Origin of the sequence: Actinoalloteichus sp. AHMU CJ021, from assembly GCF_002895405.1 — a bacterium.
Classification (GTDB): domain Bacteria; phylum Actinomycetota; class Actinomycetes; order Mycobacteriales; family Pseudonocardiaceae; genus Actinoalloteichus_B; species Actinoalloteichus_B caeruleus.
The window spans coordinates 6525882-6549398 of the sequence record NZ_CP025990.1; the positions used below are offsets into that span (position 1 = coordinate 6525882).

A 23517-nucleotide genomic window follows, 5' to 3' on the forward strand; every position below is an offset into this window, starting at 1 on the left:
TCCTCGGGTGTTCGCGCGTGTGTGTCATGGGGACTTCCCGAACTCGCGCTGGATGATCTCGAACATGTCCTCTGGTGATGCGTCCTGGAACTCGCCGGCCACCGGCTGGGTGGCCGGCGGGGCGACCCAGCGGTCCACCAGCGCGCGCAGGCGCCTGCCGAGATCCTCGGCGAGCTGGCCGGGTTCGTGGGCGGCCAGCGCCCGTTCCAGCCTGTCGACCTCGGCGGCGACATCACCGGAGGGAGCGGGGGCCAGGTCCGTGCGCAGTCGCGCGGCGAGCGCGGCGGCGTTGGGGTGGTCGAAGACGAGCGTCGCGGGCAGCCGCAGACCGGTCGACGCGGTGATCCGGTCGCGCAGCTCGACGGCGGTCAGCGAGTCGAATCCGAGCTCGACGAAGCCGGTGCGGGCCCGCACGGCGTCCTGGCTCCGGTGCCCGAGCGCGGCGGCGGCCTCGGCTCGGACCAGGTCGAGCAGGATGCGGTCCTGGTCGGCGGGGGTGGCGGCGGTGAGCGCCGCGCGCAGCGCGCCGACGCGGTCGGACACCGCCGGCTCGGCGGTCTCCCGCTCTCGCGCTTCGGGTACCTCGTCGAACAACCTGCTGGGCCGCAGCGCCGTGTAGGCGGGCACGAACCGCGCCCAGTCGAGGTCGGCGACGACGATCGCCGTCTCGTCGTCGGCGAGCACCTCCTCCAACGCGAGCAGCGCGCGGTGCGGAGCCATCAGGGGCAGGCCTCGCCGCCCGAGGTGCTCCTCGGCGTCCGCGCCGCCGGACATACCGCCCTCGGCCCACGGGCCCCAGGCGATCGAGGTCGCGGTGCGGCCCTCGGTCCTGCGCTGTTCGGCGAGCGCGTCGAGCGCGGCGTTCGCCGCCGCGTAGGCGCCCTGGCCTCCGCTGCCCCAGATCCCGGAGATGGAGGAGAACAGCACGAACGCGTCGAGGGTGGTGTCGTCGAACACCGCGTCGAGGTTCTCCGCGCCCAGCACCTTGCCGTCACGCACGTCGGCCAGTTCCGTCGCGCTCATCCTGGTGAGCGGCGTCAGCTGGCCGGTGCCGGCGGCGTGCACGACGACCCGGACGCGGTCGCCGGCGTCCTCGATCTCCCGGCGGAGGTCGGCCAGCCGTGGCCGGTCGGTGACGTCGCAGGCGGCGAAGGTGACGCGGACGCCGGTGTCGGCGAGTTCCGCGCGGATGGTCTCCGCGTCGGGCGTGTCGCCGCCCCGGCGGCTGACCAGCACCACGTGGTCGGCTCCCCGCTCGGCGACCCACCGCGCGACCCGCCTGCCCAGTGCTCCGGTGCCCCCGGAGATCAGGGTGGTGCCGCTGGTCCGCCACCGTCGTCCGTGACCGGCGGCGGCCCTGCCGATCCGCCGGGCGAAGGTGCCCGACTGGCGCACGGCGACCTGGTCCTCACCGCCGTCGGCGAGGACGGACACGACCCGTCCCAGGGCCGCGTCGTCCAGGGCGGCGGGCAGATCGACCAGGCCGCCCCACTGGCCGGGGCAGTCGAGTGCGGCGACCCTGCCCAGGCCCCAGGCCTGCGCCTGGTCGGGGGCCGAGGGCGCGTCGTCCGCCGTGACCGAGACAGCGCCCCTGGTGAGGCACCACAGCGGAGCGGTGATCCCGGAACCGTCGAGGGCCCGGACCAGGCTGAGTACGGTCGTCGCGGCGTCCCCACCGTGGTCGAGCAGCGCCACCACTCCCGCGATGTCGGCGTGTCCGGTGCCGGCGACGGGATCAGCGACCTCCACCACGTGGGCGCCGCCCGCGCGGAGACCGCCAGCGAGCACCGACGCGTCGGCGACGCCCCGGGACACCACGAGCCAGGTGCCGTGGAGACGGGCGGTGGGGTGGTCGGGGAGCGCGTGCCACCCGACCCGGTACCGCCACGAGTCGATCGCGGACAGGCTGGTGCTCCGTTCGTGCCATGCCATCAGCGCGGGCAGGGCCTCGCCGAGGGGCTGGTCGGCGGTGAGGCCGCCCAGGGCGGCCAGGTCGCGCCGGCGCACGGCGGACCAGAACCGGGCGTCGGTGCCCCCCTCGCGGGTGGCGGCCAACCAGAACCGTTCGCGTTGGAAGGGGTAGGTGGGCAGGTCGGCGCGACGCGGCGAGCCGGAGAAGAAGCCGCGCCAGTCGACCGGCGTGCCCCGCACGTGCGCCCTGGCGACGGCGGCGGCGAGCGCGGAGGGATCGGCGGTGTCCGGGCCGAGTTCGACGAAGCTCCGGACACCGCGCTCGTCGAGCCAGGCCATGCCGTCGGCGAAACGGACGGTGTCGCGCAGCTGCCGAACCCAGTACGAGGGGTCGGTGAGCTCGTCGTCGACCAACCGCCCGGTCAGGGTGGACACGACGGGAATGCTGGGTCGCGCGTAGGTCAGGCGTCGCGCGACGGCCCGGAGGTCGTCGAGCACGGGCTCCATCCGCGCGGAGTGGAAGGCGTGGCTGACCCGCAGGCGACGGGTCTTCCGGTCCCCGAGGCGGGCGACCGCTTCGATGACCTCGGCCTCGCTGCCGGAGAGCACCACCGACTCCGGACCGTTCACGGCGGCGAGTGAGACCCCCTCCCCCAGCAGCGGCGCGACCTCGGCCTCGGTGGCCCGAACCGACACCATCGCTCCGCCAGCGGGAAGGGCTCCCATCAGCCGCGCGCGAGCCGTCACCAGGGTCAGCGCGTCCTCCAGCGACAGCACGCCGGCGACGTGCGCGGCCGCCAGCTCGCCCACCGAGTGCCCCATCACGTAGTCGGGTCGGACGCCCCACGACTCCAGGAGCCGGAACAGCGCGACCTCGATCCCGAAGAGGGCGAGCTGCGTGTACTCGGTGCGGTCCAGCAGGTCACCGCCGTCGAACACCACGTCCCGGACCGGGCAGGCCGCGTCGAAGGCCGCCGCGAACACGGGGTACGCCTCGTGGAGGGCGCGTCCCATGCCCGCCCGCTGGGAGCCCTGCCCGGAGAAGAGGAACGCGGTCGGTCCGGTTTCCGCGGTGCCGGTCGTCAGGCCCGGTGCCTCGGTGCCCTCCGACAGGGCGCGCAACGCGGCGAGGACGTCACCCGGCTCGCGGGTGTCGACCGCGGCGCGGCACGGGAACCGGGTGCGCCCGGTCGCGAGGGTGTGCGCCACCTCCTGGACGGGAGTACCGGGCTTCTCGTCCCAGTAGGCGAGCAGGCGGGAGGCCTGTGCCCGCAGGGCGCCCTCCGAGCGAGCGGACAGCAGCAGCGGCGCGGCAGGCACCGCGACGGCCGGGGTCTCCTCCCGGGCGGGCGGGGACTCGATGATCGTGTGCGCGTTGGTTCCGCTGATGCCGAAGGCCGACACGGCCGCCCGGCGGGGGCGCCCGTCGGCGGGCCACGGACGGGGCTCGGTGAGCAGTGACACCGCCCCCGTCCCCCAGTCCACGGCCGGCGTTGGCTCGGTGACGTGCAGGGTGCGCGGGAGGGTGCCGTGGCGCATGGCGGTGATCATCTTGATGACACCAGCGACGCCGGCGGCGGCCTGGGTGTGGCCGATGTTGGACTTCAGCGAGCCGAGCCACAGGGGGCGGCCCTCGGGGCGGTCCTGACCGTAGGTCGCCAGCAGCGCCTGCGCCTCGATCGGATCGCCCAGGGCCGTGCCCGTGCCGTGCGCCTCCACCACGTCCACGTCGGCCGGTGACAGGCGGGCGTTGGCCAGGGCCTGCCGGATCACCCGCTGCTGAGAGGGGCCGTTCGGCGCGGTCAACCCGTTGGACGCCCCGTCGGAGTTCACCGCGGAACCCCGCACCACGGCGAGCACCTCGTGCCCGTCGCGGATCGCGTCGGACAGCCGCTGCACGAGCAGGACGGCGACGCCCTCGGCCCACCCGGTGCCGTCGGCGGACGCGGCGAAGGACTTGCAGCGACCGTCGGCGGCCAGGCCGCCCTGCCGGCCGAACTCGGCGAAGGTGTCCGGGGTGGCCATCACGGCGACGCCACCGGCGAGCGCCATCGTGCATTCGCCGCCGCGCAGCGCCCGCACCGCGAGGTGCAGGGCCACCAACGACGACGAGCACGCCGTGTCGAGTGTGACGGCCGGTCCCTCGAAGCCGAAGGTGTAGGCGATCCGACCGGACAGCACGCTGGTGGCGTTGCCGGTCAACAGGTGGCCGGCCACGTCGTCGGCGGCACCGTCCGTTCCCGAGGCGTAGCCGAGCGCGGCCGCGCCGGCGAACACGCCGGTGCGGCTGCCGCGCAGTGTCCCGGGGTCGATGCCGGCTCGCTCGATGGCCTCCCAGGAGGATTCCAGGAACAGCCGCTGCTGCGGGTCCATGGCCAGGGCCTCGCGCGGGCTGATCCCGAAGAACTCCGCGTCGAACTCGCCGGCTTCGTGGAGGAACCCGCCGGCCGGGGTGTACCCGTGGTCGGAGCCGAGATCCCAGCCCCGGTCGGTGGGGAACGCGGACACCGCGTCGGTCCCGGTGTCGAGGAGCCGCCACAGCGCGGCTGGGGAGTCGACTCCTCCGGGCAGCCGGCAGCTCATGCCGATGACGGCGACGGCGTCCTCACCGACCGGGGTCTCGGCGGCAGGGGTGACCGCCTCGGGGGTGCTGCCGGTCAACGCCCGCTGGAGGTGCTCGGCGAGCAGCGCGGGAGCCGGGTGGTCGAAGACGAGGGAGGCGGGGAGCCGGATCCCGGTCTCGGCCGCCAGCCGGTCCCGTAGTTCGACGGCGGTCAACGAGTCGAACCCGAGCTCGTGGAACGCGGTGTCGGCGTGGATGGCGGCGGTGTCGCGGTGTCCGAGCACGGAGGCGGCCTCGGCGCGGACCAGTTCCAGGGTGGTCGCCGCCCGTTCCGCCGGGGTCAGCCCGTCGAACCGGGTGGTGCCCGCCGGCTGGGGTGGGCCGGCGGGTGCCGCGTCGACCAGCTCCTCGAAGAGCCGGCTGGGGCGTGCCGCCGTGTAGGTGGGTACGAACCGGTGCCAGTCCACGTCGGCGACGGTGACCGTCGTGTCGTCCTCGGCGAGCGCCCGCCGCAGTGCGGCGAGCGCGTCCTCGGTGGCGAGGACGCGGACTCCCCTGCGCCGCAGGCGCTCCTCGACGTCGGCGTCGGTCATGCCGCTGTCCCAGGGTCCCCAGGAGATGGACGTGGCGACCAGTCCCCGGGCGCGCCGGTCGGCGGCGAGGGCGTCGAGGTAGGCGTTCGCGGCGGCGTAGGCCGCCTGCCCGCCGCTGCCCCAGACGCCGGAGATCGAGGAGAACAGGACGAACGCGTCGAGTGGGGTCTCGGCGAACGCGGCGTCCAGGGCGGCGGCACCGGCGACCTTCCCGGCGCACACGGCGTCCACCTCGGCTGGGGTCACGTCGAGCAGCGGAGTCAGGTGCGCGACGCCGGCGGCGTGCACGACCGCCCGCACGTCGTCGAGGGACGACACGAGCTCGGCCAGCGCGGCGTGGTCGGTGACGTCGCAGGCGGCGATGGTCACTCGGGCGCCCAGGTCGGTCAGGTCCGCTCGGAGTTCCTCCGCACCGGGAGCCTCGGGGCCCCGTCGGCTCACCAGGACCAGGTGCGCCGCGCCGTGGCGTGCCGCCCAGCGGGCGACGTGCCCTCCGAGCGCGCCGGTCCCCCCGGTGATCAGGACGGTGCCCCGCGGCGACCACGACTCCCCGGGGTCTCCCGTCCCGTCCCGGGTGAGGCGCCTGGCGAGCACACCGCCGGCTCGGATGGCGAGCTGGTCCTCGCCGCCGTCCGCCAGTACCGCGCAGAGCCGTTCCAGCGCGTCCTCGGTGAGTGGCGATGGCAGGTCCACCAGCCCGCCCCAGCCCCGCGGCGCCTCGAGTCCGACGACCCGGCCGAGGCCCCAGACCTGCGCCTGGTGGGGGTGGCGCACCGGGTCGTCGACGCTGGTCGACACCGCGCCCGAGGTGAGGCACCACAGCGGGGTCGGCACGTCGGCGAGTGAGCGCACGAGGTCCAGGGTCTCGGCGACGTCCGGTTCGTTCTCGGTGCCGAGCAGGGAGAGGACTCCGCCGGGTGTCGGGTGCTCGGCGAGCGCGGCCGCGAGTCCCCGCGTCCCGCGCACCGCGACGGGCTCGGCGCCGCGAGCCGCGAGCCCGTCGACCACGGGGTGGCCGGTGCTGTCCGGTGGTAGCACCACCAGCCACGTACCGGTGAGGTGGTGTGCCGGTCTCGGGTGGACCGGTCGCCAGGTGATCTGGTAGCGCCACCGGTCGACGGTGGGGGTGGGGGTCGGGGCCGCTCGTGGCCAGAACCGCTCGTGCTGGAACGCGTAGGTCGGGAGCGCGACCCGCCGCGCCCCCGCCCCGGAGAAGAACGCCGCCCAGTCGGGAGCCGCGCCTCGGGCGTGCAGCCGCGTCAGTGCCTCGATCGTGGTCCTGGCTTCGGCGCGCTCGCCGCGCAGCGCCGGGACGAAGTCCACCCCGGCGGTGTCCTCGGGTGCCAGGCAGTCCCGGCCCATCGCGCTGAGCACCCCGGTGGGCCCGAGCTCGACGAAGGTGCGCACGTCGAGTGCGCGGAGGCATCGGATGCCCTGGTGGAACCGGACGGCCTCGCGCACGTGTCGGACCCAGTAGGCCGGGTCGGTCACCTCGCTCGTCACGAGTTGACCGGTCAGGTTCGACACGATCGGGAGGGACGGGTCGTGGTAGGTGAGCCCTTCCGCGACGGCGCGGAAGTCGTCGAGCACCGCGTCCATCCTCGACGAGTGGAACGCGTGACTCACCCGGAGCCGCCTCGAGGTGGCGAAGTGGCCGGCGACGGCGAGCACCGCGTCCTCGTCACCGGAGAGCACGACCGAGTCGGGGCCGTTCACGGCGGCCAGCGACACCGCCTCGGTCAGCAGGGGCAGCACCTCGGTTTCGGTGGCACGAACCGAGACCATCGCGCCGCCGGGCGGGAGCGCCGCCATCAACCGGCCGCGGGCGGCGACGAGCGTGACGGCGTCGGCGAGCGAGAGGACCCCGGCGACGTGCGCGGCGGTGACCTCGCCGATCGAGTGGCCGAGGAGGAAGTCCGGGACCAGTCCCCACGATTCGACGAGCCGATACAGGGCGACCTCGACGGCGAACAGGCCGGCCTGGGTGTACTCGGTGTCGTCGAGCGGGGTGCCCTGGCCGAAGACGACGTCGCGCAGCGGCTCCGCCAGGTGCGGCCCGAACAGGGCGCACACCTCGTCGAACGCCTGCGCGAACCGAGGGTACGCCTGGTGGAGGCCCCTTCCCATCCCGTGCCGCTGCGATCCCTGCCCGGGGAACAGCACGGCGAACCGGGCGGTTCCCGAGGTGGCGGCGATCGACCTGGTGCCGCCCTCGACCAGGGCGACGAGCCCGGCCCGCAGTTCGTCCCGGGAGGTGCCGACCACCGCCGCGCGGTGGTCGAGGGAGGCCCGGGTGGTGGCCAGCGACCACGCGACGTCCACGGGGTCGAGGTCGGGTCGGGTGTCCACGTGGTCCAGCAGGGCGGCGGCCTGCGCGTCGAGCGCGGGAGCCGACTTCGCGGAGATCACCCAGGGGAGGACGGCGGGTGGGGTGGTGTCCTCACGCTCGGGTTCCCGGTCCTCCTCGACGTGTTCCAGGACGAGGTGCGCGTTGGTGCCGCTGATCCCGAACGAGGAGATGCCCGCCCGGCGCGGCCGGTCGACCGCCGGCCAGGGGACGTTCTCGGTCGCCACGGAAACGCCGGTCCAGTCGACGTGCGATGAGGGTTCCTCGACGTGCAGGGTCCTCGGTACGAGGCCGCGGTGGAGGGCCAGGACCATCTTGATGACACCGGCGGCCCCGGAGGCGGCCTGGGTGTGCCCGATGTTGGACTTGACGGAGCCGATCAGCAGCGGCCGGTCCTCGTCGCGGTCACGACCGTAGGTCGAGACGAGCGCCCCCGCCTCGATCGGGTCGCCCAGTGTGGTGCCGGTGCCGTGGGCCTCGACGACGTCGACGTCGGAGGTGGACAGCCCGGCGTTGGCCAGGGCCTGCCGGATCACGCGGTGCTGCGACGGGCCGTTCGGCGCGGTCAACCCGTTGGAGGCGCCGTCGGAGTTCACGGCGGAGCCGCGCACGACGGCCAGGACCGGGTGACCGTTGCGGCGGGCGTCGGACAGCCGTTCCAGGACCAGGACCCCGACGCCCTCTCCCCAGCCGGTGCCGTCGGCCCCGTCGGCGAAGGCCTTGCACCGGCCGTCCGGCGACAGTCCACGCTGGCGGCTGAACTCGATGAAGACGCCCGGGGTCGCGGTGACGGTGACACCGCCGGCGAGGGCGAGCGAGCACTCCCCCGTCCGCAGGGCCTGGGCCGCGAGGTGCATCGAGACCAACGAGGAGGAACAGGCCGTGTCGACGGTCATCGCCGGCCCTTCGAAACCGAAGGTGTAGGCGACCCGTCCGGACAGCACGCTGGCCGAGCTGCCGGTGGCGATGTAGCCGGCGACCGAGTCACCGGCGTCGACCAACAGCTGGCCGTAGTCCTGGCCGTTGGTGCCGGCGAAGACTCCCGTGCGGCTGCCGCGCAGCGAGTCGGGCGCGATCCCCGCTCGTTCGAGGGCCTCCCAGGAGGCCTCCAGCAGCAGTCGTTGCTGGGGGTCCATGGCCAGGGCCTCACGCGGCGAGATCCCGAAGGGGAGCGGATCGAACTCGGCGGCGTCGTGCAGGAAACCACCCCTGTCCACGTAGGAGGTCCCGGGGTGCCCTGGGTCGGGGTGGTAGAGCTCGTCCAGGTCCCAGCCCCGGTCGGTGGGGAACCCGGTGACGGCGTCGGTGCCCTCGACGACCAGCCGCCACAGGTCGTCCGGGCTGGTGACGCCGCCCGGGAACCGGCAGCTCATCCCCACGATGACGACCGGGTCGTCGCTGGCACCCGGGGTCTGGCGCGAGGCGTCCGCGGAATCCGCTGCCGGGGCGCCGCCGACCAGCTCGGCGAGCAGGTGATCGGCGAGCTCCCCGGTCGTCGGGTGGTCGAACACCAGCGTCGCGGGGAGGGCGAGCCCGGTCGCCTCGGCCAGCCGGTTGCGGAGTTCGAGCGAGGTCAGGGACGTGAACCCCAGGTCCTGGAACGACCTGGTCATCGGCACGTCCTCGGCCGAGTCGTGCCCGAGCAGCACCGCGGCCTCGGCGCGGACCGCGTCGAGCACCACCCGCCGTCGGTCGGCACCGGTGGCCGCGCGGACGCGGGCCGCCACGACCGGCTCCGCCCGCGACGCCGCGCCCGCGAACTCCGGCAGCTCGCGCACGAGGGGGCTGGGCGCGGTGTTCGCGCTGGTGAGCCTGTCCCACTGCCAGTCGGCCACCACCAGTGAGGTCTCGTCGTGCTCCAGCGCCTGTCGCAGTGCGATGACGGTCAACGCCGGGTCCATCGCTCGGAGCCCGATCCGGGCGAAACCCTCCTCGACGGAACCCGCTCCGATACCGCCCCCGGCCCAGTGGCCCCACGCGACGGACGTGGCCGGCAACCCGAGCGCCCTGCGGTGCCGCGCGAACGCGTCGAGGAACGCGTTGCCGGGGGCGTAGCCGCCCTGGCCTGGCACGCCGAACACGCCACCGATGGAGGAGAACAGGACGAAGGCGGACAGGTCGAGGTCGCGGGTGAGCTCGTGCAGGTTGAGCGCCGACACGACCTTGGCGCGCAGCACTCGCTCCAGCTGGTCGACGGAGAGCGAGTCCACGAGGCCGTCGTCGAGCAGGGCGGCGGTGTGCATCACCGCGCTGAGCGGGAACTCGTCGGGAACATCCGCGAGAACCCGGGCGAGCGCGGCCTGGTCGCTCGCGTCGCAGGCGACCAGGGTGACCCGGCTGCCGAGGTCAACCAATTCCGCGACGAGGTCGGCGGCACCAGGTGCCTCCGGGCCCCGGCGGCTCACGAGCAGCAGGTGCTCGGCACCGGAACGGGCGAGCCACCGAGCCACGTGCGAACCGAGCGCACCCGTTCCGCCGGTGATCAGGATGGTGCCGTGCGGCGTCCAGGTCCGCTGAGGAGGGGCGTCCCCGAGCGGGGCCCGCACCAACCGCCTGGCGTGGAGGCCGGCCGGGCGGACGGCCAGCTGGTTCTCGGTGTGGGTACCGGTCAGCACCCCGCGCAGCCGCCGCCCGGAGTGCTCGTCGAGCCGGTCGGGCAGGTCGACGAGGCCGCCCCACCGCTCCGGGTGTTCGGCGCCGAGCACACCCCCGAAGCCCCACAGCAGCGCGTGCTCCGGGTGTGGGACCGGGTCGGCCGGGCCGGTGGAGACGGCACCGCTGGTCGCGATCCACAGCGGCGCGTCCAGACCGGCGTCGGCGAGGGCCTGCGAGAGCAGGAGGGTGTCCGCCAGCCCGCGAGGAACGGACTCGTGCTCGGCACGGGTTCCCCCGGCGAGCGCCACCAAGGAGAGCACGGCCGCGACGTCAGCGTCAGCGACGGCCTCGCGCAGGGCGCCGCTGATCGCCGGGCGGTCGGCGTCGATTCCGATCCTGAGCACCCGCGAATCGGAGGTGCCCAGCGCGGTCAGGCAGTCCTCCACGAGATCCGGTGCGTCGTCCGTGGCCGGGACGACCACCAGCCACGTCCGTTCCGTCCCCTCCCGAGGTTCGGGTTCGGCGGTCCTCGGCCAGGTGTCGCGGTACCGCCAGGAGTCGAGCACCGAGGCGCGGCCGGCGCCGGCGCCGGCGCCCGGGTGGCCCGTGGTGGAGGCCAGCCAGTACGTGCGGTGTTGGAACGCGTAGGTGGGCAGGTCGGTCCGGCGCGCGCCGGTGGGGCCGAAGACAGTGGACCAGTCGATCGCGACGCCGTTGGCGTGCGCCTCGGCGAGCGACAGCACCATCCGCCGCGTGTCGTCCTCGTCGCGCCGGAGGGTTCCGAGCGCCACCGCGCCGAGATCGCCGAACATCTCCTGCAGGCTCAGGCCCAGCACGGGGTGCGGGCTGATCTCCAGGAAGACCCGGTGGCCGTCGGCGAGCAGCGCCATGGCCGCCGACTCGAAGTCCACCGTGTGGCGCAGGTTCCGGTACCAGTAGTCGCCGTCGAGCCGGGCGGCGTCGAGGTGGCCGCCGGTGAGGGTGGAGCAGAAGGGCACGGTGGACGGGCGGGGGGTCACCCCGTCCAGCAGGTCGGACAGTTCCTCCGCGAGTGACTCGATCTGCCGGGAATGCGCGGCGAAGTCGGCGCCGGGCACCACCCAGCGCATCACCCGCGCCCTGGACAGCAGGACCTGGAGCTCGTCGAGCGCGTCGCGGTCGCCGGAGACGACGACCGAGCTCGGACCGTTGACGGCCGCGATCGACAGCCGTCCGCCGAAGGGTTCGAGCCGTTCCTCGACCCAGTCAGCGGACTGGACGACCGCGAGCATGCCGCCGTGCCCGGACAGCGGCACGAGTGCCCGGCTGCGCAGCGCGACGACCCTGGCCCCGTCGGAGAGGCTGAGCGCGCCGGCGACGCAGGCCGCGGCGATCTCGCCCTGCGAGTGCCCGACCACGGCCGCCGGGTGGACGCCGTGGGACCGCCATACGGCGGCGAGGGACACCATGACGGCCCACAGCACGGGTTGCACGACGTCGACGCGGTCGAGCCCGGGCGCGCCGGGGGCCTGGCGGAGCACGTCCTCGGGGGCCCAGTCCACGTGGGGGGCGAGCGCCGCGGCGCACTCGGCGAACCGGGCGGAGAAGGTCGGCGAGGAGTCCAGCAGTCCGGCCGCCATCCCGACCCAGTGCGTGCCCTGCCCGGGGAAGACGAAGACGACGCTGGGTCGGGCCGACGCGGTGCCCCGCACGACGGTCCGAGCTGGGTCCCCCTCGGCCACGGCAGCGAGTCCGGCGCGGAAGCCCCTGTCGTCCTCGGCCACGACGACGGCCCGGTGTTCGAGCGCGGCGCGGGTGGTCGCGAGCGAGTAGCCGATGTCGACAGCCGACGCCGGGCGCTCGTCCAGGTGGGACAGCAGGCGAGCGGCCTGGGCGCGCACCGCGTCAGGCGAGGTGCCGGACAGCACCCACGGCACCGAGGGCAGGTGGTGCCGGGAGTCCGCTGGGCTCACCGCGTCCTCGGCGGTACCCCCGGCCTCCTCCAGCACGACGTGCGCGTTCGTCCCGCTCATGCCGAACGACGAGACGCCGGCCCGCCTGGCTTCGCCGGTCTCCGGCCAGGGCCGCCGTTCGGTGAGCAGGGCGACCTGGCCGGAGTCCCACGCGATCCTCGGGGAGGGCGCGTCGACGTGCAGCGAACTCGGCAGGATCCCGTGTCGGATGGCCTGCACCATCTTGATCACTCCGGCGACGCCTGACGCTGCCTGGGCGTGCCCGAGGTTGGACTTCACCGAGCCCAGCCACAGGGGGCGGTCGGCCCGCCGGCCCTGGCCGTAGGTGGCGAGCAGCGCCTCGGCCTCGATCGGGTCGCCCAGCACGGTCCCGGTCCCGTGCGCCTCCACCGCGTCCACTTGTGACGGCGCCAGGCCGGCCGCGTCGAGCGCCGCCCGGATGACCCGTTGCTGCGACGGCCCGTTCGGCGCGGTCAGCCCGTTGGAGGCCCCGTCGGAGTTCACCGAGGAACCCCGCACCACGGCGAGCACCTCGTGCCCGTTGCGGACCGCGTCGCCGAGTCGTTCGAGCAGTAGTACGCCAACGCCCTCGGACCAGCCCATCCCGTCGGCGGCGGCGGCGAAGGGCTTGCAGCGCCCGTCGGCGGCGAGGGCGCCCTGGTTGCTGTACTCGACGAAGGCACCGGGTGTCGGCATCACGGTGACGCCACCGGCGAGAGCCATCGTGCACTCCCCCGCGCGCAGCGCCTGGGTGGCGAGGTGCAGGGCCACCAGGGAGGAGGAACACGCGGTGTCGATGGTGACGGACGGTCCCTCGATACCGAAGACGTAGGACACCCGCCCGGACAGGACGCTGCTGGCCGACCCGGTGCCCAGGTGGGCCGCGACCCCTTCGGGAACCTCACCGAGGGTGGCGGCGTGGTTGTGGTACATCACGCCGGTGAACACGGCGACCGGTTCCCCCCGAACGGAGAGCGGGTCGATGCCGGCGCGTTCGAAGGCCTCCCAGGACGTCTCCAACAGCAGCCGCTGCTGGGGGTCCATGGCCAGTGCCTCGCTGGGCGAGATGCGGAACAGTTCGGGGTCGAAGTCGCCCGCGCCCGTGAGGAAGCCACCCTCCGTGGTGTGGGAGGCACCGGACCGGGTCCCGGTCGGGTCCAGTACCTCCTCCAGGGGCCACCCCCGGTCGGTGGGGAACCCGGAGATGGCATCCCGTCCTTCGACGACGAGGTCCCACAGGTCGTCCGGGGAGTGGACGCCGCCCGGGTAGCGGCAGCTCATCGCGACGATGGCGATCGGCTCGTTGTCGCGTTCCTCGCGTTCCCGCAGGCGTTCGCTGGTCTCGTGGAGGTCGACCGTGACGCGCCTGAGGTACTCGCGCAGCTTCTCCTCGTTCGCCATCAGGCGTGCCCCCTCCGCTGCGCCCGTGGGATCAGTGCCGTCATCGCCGCTGCCCACCCAGCTTGTTGTCGATGAATTCGAAGAGTTCGTCGTCGCTGGCCTCGCCGATCCGGTCACCGAGGTCCTCGCTGACCGGCATGCCGGTCGTCCCCGGCGCACCGGACACCCGGGCCGCCAGTGCCGTGAGCCGTCGTGCGAGGGAGGTTCGTTCGTCGTCGGCCGGCGTGAGCGTCGTGAACAGTTCCTCCAGCCGGTCGAGCCCGGCGAACGCGGACCTGACGGCGGCGGTGCCCGGGTCCAGCTCGGTGAGCAGTCGCGTGGCGAGCGCCTCGGGACTGGGGTGGTCGAACACCATGCCGGTCGCGAGCCGGAGCCCGGTGGCGGCGTCGAGCCGGTTTCGCAGCTCGACGGCGGTCAGCGAGTCGAACCCCAGTTCGCTGAACGGGCGGTTCGGCGGCACGTCCTCCAGCGAGGGGTGTCCGAGGACGGCGGCGGTCTCGGTGCGCACCAGGTTCAACAGCACACGTTCCCGCTCGGCCTCGCCGAGTCCGGTGAGCCGGTCGGTGAGGGCACGCCCGGTGTCCCTGGACGCCACCGCCCGGCGCTTCCGGTCCGGGACGAGACCGGCGAACAGTGGGGGGAGGTCGCCCTGCGCCGCCCGCTCACGCAGTGCGGGCAGGTCCAACCGCACCGGCACCGGAACCACGTCGTCGGCGCGCAGCGCGGCGTCGAACAGCGCCAACCCCTGCTCGTCGGTCATCGGCGGGGTTCCGGCCCTGGCGAGCCTGGCGACTTCGGCATCGGTCAACCGGCCGGCCATACCGCTACCGGCCCACGGGCCCCACGCCAGCGCCGAACCGACGAGCCCGGAGGCCCGCCGCTTCCTGGCGAGCGCGTCGAGGAACGCGTTCGCCGAAGCGTAGTTGCCCTGTCCCGGTGAACCGAGGGTCCCGGCGGCCGAGGAGAACAGCACGAACATCGACAGGTCGAGGTGCTCGGTCAGTTCGTGCAGGTGCCACGCGGCGTCGACCTTGGGGCGGAACACCGTGGCCAGGCGTTCGGGTGTCAGTGCGGAGATGACCCCGTCGTCGAGGGCGCCGGCGGCGTGCACGACTCCGGTCAGTGGGGCGTGATCGGGTATGTCGGCCAGCACGGCGGCGAGCTGCTCCCGTCGCGCCACATCGCAGGCGACGAACCGTGCTCGGGCACCGAGCGCGCGGAGCTCGGTGACGAGATCGGCGGCTCCCGGGGTGTCCGCCCCGCGACGACCGGCGAGGAGGAGCTGCCGCACCCCGTGGTGGGTGACGAGGTGCCGGGCGACGGTGGCGCCGAGCGCGCCGCCGGCGCCGGTGACGAGCACGGTGCCCGCGGGATCAGGCCCCGAGGGGGGAGCACCGACCACGGCACGGGCGAGCACGGGCACGACGACCCGGCCCGTCCGGACCGCGACCTGGGGACCGGCCGTGGCCAGGGCGGCGGGGACGGTGTCCGAGGACTCCTCGGTCGCGTCGAGGTCGAGGAGGGTGAACCGACCTGGGTGTTCGAGCTGGGCCGACCGGACGAGACCCCAGACGGCGGCATGCGCGAGGTCGTGGCCCTCGGTCGCGCCCCGCGTCACCAGCACGAGGCGCGTGGCGGCCAGGCGCTCGTCGGCCAGCCACGCCCGCAGCAGCGAGAGCACCTCCCCGGTCCGGTCGTACACCTCGGCCACGGGGGATCCCGGGTCGGAACCGGAGGCGACGCAGGTGAGCACCACGTCGCCCGCGTGCGCGTCCTCGGCGAGCGGACCAACGGAGTCGTACTCCCCGAACCCCAGGCCGGCGGCGGCGAGGGCGGCGGTCAGCCCGAGGTGGTCCGCACCGAGGAGGGCGACCCTCCCTGGTTGGTCGCCGGGGTGGGGCGCGTCCACCCAGTCCACGGAGTACGGCGAGGGGACGCCGGCGCCGAGTCGCTCCGGGGACGCCGGGCGCAGGGTCAGCGACGACACCACCGCCACCGTGGCGCCCGTGTCGTCGGCGAGCAGCAGGGTGGTGTCCGACTCCTGCCGGGAGATCCGCACCCGGAGGGCGGTGGCTCCCTCGGCGAGCAGCGAGACCCCGGACCAGGAGAAGGGGAGCGCCGCCTCCCCGGTGCTGTCGAGTGCCATGCCGTGCAGAGCCGCGTCGAGGAGAACCGGGTGGAGCCCGAAGCCGGTGACGTCGAGATCGCTGGGGAGTTGGACCTCGGCGTAGACGGTGCCACCGTCGCGCCAGGCGGCCCGGAGTCCCTGGAAGGAGGGCCCGTAGGAGAGGCCGAGGGCGTCCAGGTCCTCGTAGAGGACGTCGACGTCCACGGGGTTCGCGTCGGGCGGCCAGGCGCCGAGGGTGTCCGACGGTTCGACCGCCGCGACCAGTGTGCCGCTCGCGTGCCGGACCCAGTCGTCGCTGGGCCCCGACCGGGAGTACATCCGCACGCTCCGGCGCCCGCCGTCGTCGACCTCGCCTACCACGACCTGGAGTCGTGCCTCCGCGTCGGCGGACACCACGAGAGGGGCCTCGAGCGTGAGCTCCTCGACTCGCGGGTGATTGGTGTGGTGTCCGACGTGCAGTGCGAGGTCGACGAAGACCGATCCGGGAACCAGGGGCGTGCCGTGCACGCTGTGGTCGGTGAGCCAGGGGAGATCCGTCGTGGAGAGGCTGCCGGTGAAGAGCCATTCGTCGTTGTCCGCGCTGTGGATCCGAGCCGCGAGGAGGGGGTGCTCGCCGGCGTCGAGGCCGAGCCGCCGGGGATCGCCGGCGGGCTCACCGGACCGGAGCCAGTAGCGCTTCCGTTGGAAGGCGTAGGTGGGCAGCGGAACCCGACGTGCCCCACACCCCCCGTAATAGCCGGCCCAGTCGACCTCGGTCCCGTGGACGAACACCCGCGCCAACGCCCCCACCACCGTCTCCGGCTCGGGGCGGTCCCGGCGCAACACCGGAACGAACACACCCTCGGGGGCGCAGTCCTGCCCCATCGCCGAGAGCACCCCGTCCGGACCCAACTCCAGGAACCGGGACACCCCCAACTCCCGAGTCCGCTCCACGGCGGCACCGAACCGGACGGTCTCCCGGACCTGCCGTACCCAGTACTCCGGGTCACACCACCCAGTCCCGGCCAGTGCACCGGTCACCGTGGACACCACCGGCACCACCGGCTCCCGGAACACCACCGAGGAGAGCACCGCCCGGTACTCCGCCAGCATCGGGTCCATCAACCGGCCGCCGGGGCCTGCGACCCCTCGTCGACGGGCCTCGGCTGACGGCCCCGCACCGGGGACCGCGCCCCACCGGCTGCCCCTCCCGGCATGGGAGGGCGAGACGGCCCGTCCGTCCCCCCGCACGACCACCACGGCCCACCCGCACCGCTCGCCACGCCCGAACGGGGGCGCCCATGGCGCGGCGGACGACCGGTTCGCCCAGTCCCGGCGGGAGCGGGACGGCACGGCGGACCCGACCGACAGACCAGGTCGGTCACCGGCCCGGCGGCCGGGACCTCGTCGGTGGTCCCGCCGGGCGCCGCCGGGCGGGACACGTTCCCACCGCCGGACGATGCCGGAGCAACCTCAGGGAGAGGTGAGACCGGGGCCTGTTCCAGGATGGTGTGCACGTTCGTGCCACTCATCCCGAACGACGACACGGCCGCGCGGCGGGGAGCGCCCTCCGACTCCCACTGCCTCGACTCGGTCAGCAGTGACACGTCGCCGCTCTCCCAGGCGACGTGCGGCGAGGGCTCCTCGGCGTGCAGGGTCCGGGGCAACAGGCCCTGGCGCATCGCCATCACGGCCTTGATCACGCCGGCGATACCGGCGGCGGCCTGGGTGTGGCCGATGTTGGACTTGATCGAGCCGAGCCACAGCGGCCGCTCGACCGGACGGTCCTGACCGTAGGTCGCCAGCAACGCCTGCGCCTCGATCGGGTCACCCAGGGTGGTGCGGTCGGTCGAGGTGCCGGTCGAGTTCGGCGCACACCGCGTCGAAGGCCTCGGCGAACACCGGGAACGCCTCGGCCAGTTCCCGGCCCATTCCGGGGCGTTGCGAGCCCTGACCGGTGAACAACACCGCCAACCGACCCGGGGCGGCACTGCCCTGGACGACCTCGTCACCGACCAGAACCGCCCGGTGTTCGAACACCGACCTCCTGGTCAGCGAGTAGCCCACATCCACCGGATCCGGACCGGTGGTCTCCACGTGGGTACGGATCCTGTCGACCTGCGCGGTCAGGGCCTGCTCGGACTTGGCCGAGACCACCCACGGGGTCACCGGTAGGGACCTCGTCGACAGGTCGGTGAGGGTGAGGACGTCCACCTGACCGGGAAGGCACGCCCGCGCCATCCCCGTCAGGACATCGCCCGGCCCCACCTCGACGAGCTTCGTCGCGCCCGTCGCCAGGACCGCGTCCCGGAAACGGACGGTCTCCCGAGCGTTGCGCACCCAGTAGTCGGGGTCGCGCATCTCGTCCGTCACCAGGGACCCGGTGACCGACGAGGCGATCGGGATGCTCGGCGTCCTCGCCGTGACGCTCGCGACGACAGCGTGGAACTCGTCGAGCATGCCGTCCACCAGCGCGGAGTGGAAAGCGTGGCTGACCCGCAGACGGGTTGACTTCCTCCCGTCGAACCGCGCGACCACCGAGACGACGGCGTTCTCCTCCCCGGACAGGACGACCGAGTTCGGTCCGTTGACCGCCGCGAGGGACACACCTTCACCCAACAGTGGGGTGACCTCGTCCTCAGTGGCCCGCAGGGCGATCATCGCGCCGCCCTCAGGAAGCGCCTGCATCAGACGCCCCCTGGCCGCGACGACGCGGGCTGCGTCGGCCAGGTCCCACACCCCCGCGACGTGCGCCGCGGCCAGTTCGCCGATCGAGTGGCCGAGGAGGACGTCGGGCGCGAGATCGCGGTGGGCCAGCAGGCGGAACAGGGCGACTTCCAGCGCGAACAACCCCGCCTGCGTGTACACGGTCCGGTCGAGCGCCTCGGCATCGCCGAACACCACCTCGCGCAGCGGCCGGTCGAGGTGCCGGTCGAGTTCGGCGCACACCTCGTCGAAGGCCTCGGCGAACACCGGCTCCGCCTCGTACAGCTCCCGGCCCATGCCCGCCCGCTGCGAGCCCTGCCCGGAGAAGAGGAACACGGTCGTTCCGCTGGTGGGAGCCTGTTCGAGGATCACGTGGGCGTTGGTGCCGCTGATTCCGAAGGACGACACCCCCGCACGGCGCGGCCGGTTCTCCTCCGGCCACCGCACCTGGTCGGTGAGCAGCCGCACGGCCCCCGTCGACCAGTCGACCTGGGGTGTCGGCTCGTCGACGTGCAGGGTCCTGGGCAGCATGCCGTGCCGCATGGCCTGCACCATCTTGATGACACCGGCCACGCCGGCGGCGGCCTGGGTGTGGCCGATGTTCGACTTGATCGACCCCAGCCACAACGGCCGGTCCGCCGGCCGGTCCTGCCCGTAGGTCGCCAACAACGCCTGCGCCTCGATCGGGTCACCCAACGTGGTGCCCGTCCCGTGCGCCTCCACCACGTCCACCTCGGACGCCGACAACCGCGCGTTCGCCAACGCCTGCCGGATCACCCGCTGCTGCGACGGACCGTTCGGCGCCGTCAACCCGTTGGACGCACCATCGGAGTTCACAGCCGAACCGCGCAGGACGGCGAGAACCGGATGACCGTTGCGCCGCGCGTCGGACAGCCTTTCCACGAGGAGCATGCCGACGCCCTCACCCCAGCTCGTGCCGTCCGCACCCGCCGCGAAGGACTTGCAGCGGCCGTCGGGAGCCAGGCCACGCTGCCTGCTGAACTCGACGAAACTGCCCGGGGTCGACAGCACGGTCGCCCCACCGGCGAGAGCCATCGTGCACTCCCCCAGTCGCAGTGACTGGGCGGCGAGGTGCAACGCGACCAGGGACGACGAGCACGCCGTGTCGACGGTGACGGTCGGCCCCTCCAGGCCGAAGGTGTAGGCGACGCGCCCGGAGACGACGCTGCCGGCCGTTCCGGTGGCCAGGTACCCCTCGACGTGTTCCGCCGACAGCGCGAGCTGCGAGGCGTAGTCGTGGTACATGACGCCGGCGAAGACCCCCGTCTGGCTGCCCCGCAACGACGTGGGGTCGATCCCCGCCGACTCGACGGCCTGCCAGGACGCCTCCAGCAGCAGCCGCTGCTGCGGGTCCATGGCCATCGCCTCCCGAGGCCCGATCTCGAAGAAGCCCGGGTCGAACTCGGCGGCGTCGTGCAGGAACCCACCCTCGGTGGTGTAACTGGTACCCGGATTGTCCGGGTCCGGGTCGAACAACCGGTCCAGATCCCAGCCGCGGTCGCCGGGGAGCGGGGTGATCCCGTCGCCGCCATCGCGGAGGAGATCCCACAGCTCGTCCGGGGTACCGACTCCACCCGGGTACCGGCAGGACATGCCCACGATCGCGATGAGGTCGTCGTCGGACTCGCCCGCGGTGATCGCCGGGGGAGCCGGGAGCACGGCGGCGGCGTCCCCAGCGATCTCGGCCCGGATGTGCTCGGCGAGGACGGTAGCCGTCGGGTAGTCGAACACCAGGGTCGCCGGCAACCGCAACCCCGTCACCGCGTTCAACCGGTTCCGCAGCTCCACCGCGGCAGGGCGACCTCGGCGAACACCTCGTCCTCACCAAGACGCCAGGCCCGACGCAGCCCCTGGAACACCGGACCGTAGGACAGGCCCGCCTCATCCAACCGGTCGTACAGATCCGTGACGTCGACCCGGGTCGCTCCCGTGGGCGGCCACTCGGACAACGACTCGGTCACCACCGGTGTGCTCGCCGCGAGCACACCGGTGGCGTGCCGCACCCAGTCATCATCCCCGGTCCTGGAGTGGATCGTGAGAGGTCGGCTGCCGCGTTCATCCTGGTCACCGACCACGAGTTGGAGCTGGACGGCGCCATGTCCGGGCAGGACGAGGCCGGCCTCGAGGGTCAGCTCCTCCACACCGGCACAGCCGACCTGGTCGGCGATATGGGTGGCCAGGTCGGCGAAGACCGCGCCGGGCACAAGAGTGGTTCCGAGCACCGTGTGCTCAGCCAGCCAGGGATGCGTGTCGAGGGAGAGCCTCCCCCCGTACACCTCGGCGTTCGAGTCAGCCAACGACGCCGTGGCGCCGAGCATCGGGTGTTCGGCTCTCCGCAGTCCGAATCCGGCGCCGTCGACGCCGTCGGTGACGGAGTTCAGCCAGAAATGCTCACGTTGGAAGGCGTAGGTGGGCAGCGGAACCCGACGTGCCCCGCACCCCGCGTAATAGCCGGCCCAGTCGACCTCGGTCCCGTGGACGAACACCCGCGCCAACGCCCCCACCACCGTCTCCGGTTCGGGGCGGTCCCGGCGCAACACCGGAACGAACACACCCTCGGGGGCGCAGTCCTGCCCCATCGCCGAGAGCACCCCGTCCGGACCCAACTCCAGGAACCGGGACACCCCCAACTCCCGAGTCCGCTCCACGGCGGCACCGAACCGGACGGTCTCCCGGACCTGCCGTACCCAGTACTCCGGGTCACACCACCCAGTCCCGGCCAGTGCACCGGTCACCGTGGACACCACCGGCAGCACCGGCTCCCGGAACACCACCGAGGAGAGCACCGCCCGGTACTCCGCCAGCATCGGGTCCATCAACTCGGAGTGGAAGGCGTGGACAACGACTCGGTCACCACCGGTGTGCTCGCCGCGAGCACACCGGTGGCGTGCCGCACCCAGTCATCATCCCCGGTGCGGCGTGAGTGGATGTTGATCGTGCTGCGGCCGCTGTCCTCGCCAGCCTCGACCACGATCTGGACCGTGGGCTTCTCGTTCTCCCGGAGCACCAGCGGTGCTTCCAGGGTCAGTTCCTCCAGTACCGGGCAACCCGACTGCTGCCCCGCGTACAACGCGAGATCCGCGAGCGCGGCTCCGGGAACCAGCACCGATCCGAGTACCTGGTGGTCGGCCAGCCACGGCCAGGAGTCGAGGGACACCCTGCCTGTCAGCGCGAGATCACCACTACCCGCGAGGCCGAGGACCGCGCCGAGCAAGGGGTGTTCGCTCGCTTCGAGCCCCAGCCGCCCGGGGTTACCGGAGAGGCCGGTGGGCTGGAGCCAGTAGCGTTCGTGTTGGAAGGCGTAGGTGGGCAGCGGAACCCGACGTGCCCCACACCCCCCGTAATAACCGGCCCAGTCGACCTCGGTCCCGTGGACGAACACCCGCGCCAACGCCCCCACCACCGTCTCCGGCTCGGGGCGGTCCCGGCGCAACACCGGAACGAACACACCCTCGGGGGCGCAGTCCTGCCCCATCGCCGAGAGCACCCCCACCGTGCCCGGTCCAGCTGGAGGGGAGGATGACCTCGAACCCCTCCTTCTTGGGCTCATCCTGTCCCTCGGGGATGTTCAGGACGGCGGAGGTGCGGTGCGTTCCCTGCGTGGAGATGCCCTGGCCGATCGCGCGTGCCTGGTCCTTCGCCTGCTCCGTGTAGGTGACCAGCGGCAGGGTCGCGGCACGAGAGTTCTCCGCAGCTTCGCCCTGGTGAGCGTCGGCCGCGCGGGTCATCGAACCCTTGATGTACTCCGCGAGGTCCCCGAAGGTCGTGCCGATGTTCTGCCAGGAGATGGAAGCTTCCGACTGGTCGCCGCCGTGGCCTTCACCGTTGATCTCGGTATGCAGCTGCTTCGCGGTCTTCCCGCCGAAATACTCACATGTGGTCTCGAGGTGCATGCCTACTGCTCCTGTGCTGCGGGAGGAAGCTCGTTCATAATTGCCTGGGCAACCTCGGTTGCGATCTGACATGCGTCGTCAGTCGGACCGGTCAGTGCATCGACCAGAAGCACCTGGTCATCGGCGATGCCCACGAAGAGTGGACACCGCGCCGAATCTTCGACGTCGTTAGTGTGTACTGCTGGGTATTCGCCGACCGTCCGAGGCTCGAACACGACGTAGTTTGAGTAGTTCGCGTACACAGTTGATAGGCCCTCGGGGACCGAGGACGCATTCAGGGTGACGGAGCCGACGTCGTTGCTAAGCCATCGGCACATGTCGAGGGGTGCCTCGTCAAGCGAGTGGTTCGGACGTAGTTCTTTGGAGTCGGGGTCGTAACCAGCGCTGGTTGCGGCACCGTCGGACATTAGCTCACATGGTTCGAGTCCGGCGGCGTCAACGGGTGCCGAGACCGGCGGCGCAAGCTGACTTTGATTTTCGTCCGACCCTGCCGTTTCTCCCGGGGTGCTACTTACAACCGAAGTCTCCTCAGCGCTGCTCGTACTGTCCTCAGTGCTAACGTCCGCACATGCTGTGAGGAGCAGAGCGAGAGGAGCCATAAGCCCAAGTACGATCTTTAGGTGACGGGACGTCATGATGCGCTTGGCTCCTTGCTCAGATCGGGATGTAGCCACCCGCTGCTGCGCGGGCCCGATTGGCTGCAGCAGCAATCTCCTGGTAGGTGGGGGAGTTCTTGAACGACGTGATATCGCCCTCGTATTGGGGCAATGTAGCGGTGTCTTCGAGATTGAGGTACTCGGCCAACATCGATTCGAAGTGATGGATCGTCTGCATGAGCTCGTCCCGCAGCTGCATTGCGGTGCGGCCGAGGGAGCCGGATTGAGGCGAAGCTGCGAGTTCCCTGAACTGGTCCCCTGCGTTCAAGCTGACCGCGTCGTCCCCCCGCGAGGGCTTGTCCATGCCCATCCGAGTAGCGACCGTCTGCAGGTCCAGCACGCAATCCAGAGCTTCCTTGAGTTCCGCGATGGCCCGAGGCAGGGCCTCGGGGTCCACTTCGTAGCTGCCGCTCACGGCGGTTCCTCCCCAGGAGATCTTCAACCAACAGCACACTGTGCGGGCGCCCGAGGCTGCTCGGGCCTCGCTGGCCCGCACGCCCCCTCGCGTCAGACCCTCGGCGACACCGCCGGGTCAAACAGCACCGTAGCAGCGTCACCGGTCCCGACAGGGGGAAACCGACCAAGCTGCCGCAGTCCTGCGGGAGGACCCGGGCGGAGCCTCCGCAGGATGTATGACGCGAGTGGAGGTCCCTAGGTTCCCGTGTGCGAAGGACACGATCAGGTAACGAGCCTTCGGGGTGGAGCGGGGTCTGTTAGCGCGGTTGGGGCCACGCCGACAGGCGCCGGACCCAGGTGCGCCGGTGGCGGTGTC

6 protein-coding genes and 2 pseudogenes are annotated in these 23517 nt (G+C 72.7%); all 8 read right to left on the reverse strand.

Annotated features, from left to right (window positions below; translation table 11 throughout):
• Positions 1–24 precede the first annotated feature (24 nt).
• Positions 25–13419, reverse strand: a complete 13395-nt coding sequence (locus C1701_RS26110) for an SDR family NAD(P)-dependent oxidoreductase (protein WP_443098137.1) — start codon at positions 13417–13419, stop codon at positions 25–27.
• On the reverse strand, positions 13403–16591 hold the full coding sequence (locus C1701_RS26115) for a type I polyketide synthase (RefSeq protein ID WP_103056845.1): 3189 nt from the start codon (positions 16589–16591) through the stop codon (positions 13403–13405). The genes C1701_RS26110 and C1701_RS26115 overlap by 17 nt, the downstream gene beginning before the upstream one ends.
• A 335-nt stretch (positions 16592–16926) precedes the next feature.
• A pseudogene (locus C1701_RS28280) lies at positions 16927–17310 on the reverse strand (ketoacyl-synthetase C-terminal extension domain-containing protein); the annotation flags it as partial.
• Positions 17311–17329: 19 nt separating this feature from the next.
• Positions 17330–19987: pseudogene (locus C1701_RS26125) on the reverse strand (beta-ketoacyl synthase N-terminal-like domain-containing protein); the annotation flags it as partial.
• On the reverse strand, positions 19963–21012 hold the full coding sequence (locus C1701_RS26130) for a polyketide synthase dehydratase domain-containing protein (protein WP_103056847.1): 1050 nt from the start codon (positions 21010–21012) through the stop codon (positions 19963–19965). The gene C1701_RS26130 and the pseudogene C1701_RS26125, both read right to left, overlap by 25 nt.
• Complete coding sequence (locus tag C1701_RS26135) at positions 21012–21689, reverse strand: polyketide synthase dehydratase domain-containing protein (RefSeq protein WP_337661996.1); 678 nt, start codon at positions 21687–21689, stop codon at positions 21012–21014. The genes C1701_RS26130 and C1701_RS26135 overlap by 1 nt, the downstream gene beginning before the upstream one ends.
• A gap of 402 nt (positions 21690–22091) precedes the next feature.
• Positions 22092–22724 carry a DUF3558 domain-containing protein gene (locus C1701_RS26140; RefSeq protein ID WP_081715479.1) on the reverse strand — a complete coding sequence of 211 codons (633 nt, stop codon included), beginning with the start codon at positions 22722–22724 and terminating at the stop codon, positions 22092–22094.
• A gap of 19 nt (positions 22725–22743) precedes the next feature.
• The gene (locus C1701_RS26145) at positions 22744–23160 is read right to left on the reverse strand and encodes a hypothetical protein (RefSeq protein WP_026419118.1); all 417 of its coding nucleotides are present in this window, start codon (positions 23158–23160) and stop codon (positions 22744–22746) included.
• Positions 23161–23517: the final 357 nt, after the last annotated feature.

Bases quoted from the DNA above. Each gene is read 5' to 3' on its own strand.
- C1701_RS26115 (WP_103056845.1), bottom strand. From the start codon at position 16,591: ATGGACCCGATGCTGGCGGAGTACCGGGCGGTGCTCTCCTCGGTGGTG.
- C1701_RS26130 (WP_103056847.1), bottom strand. From the start codon at position 21,012: ATGGACCCGATGCTGGCGGAGTACCGGGCGGTGCTCTCCTCGGTGGTG.
- C1701_RS26140 (WP_081715479.1), bottom strand. From the start codon at position 22,724: ATGACGTCCCGTCACCTAAAGATCGTACTTGGGCTTATGGCTCCTCTC.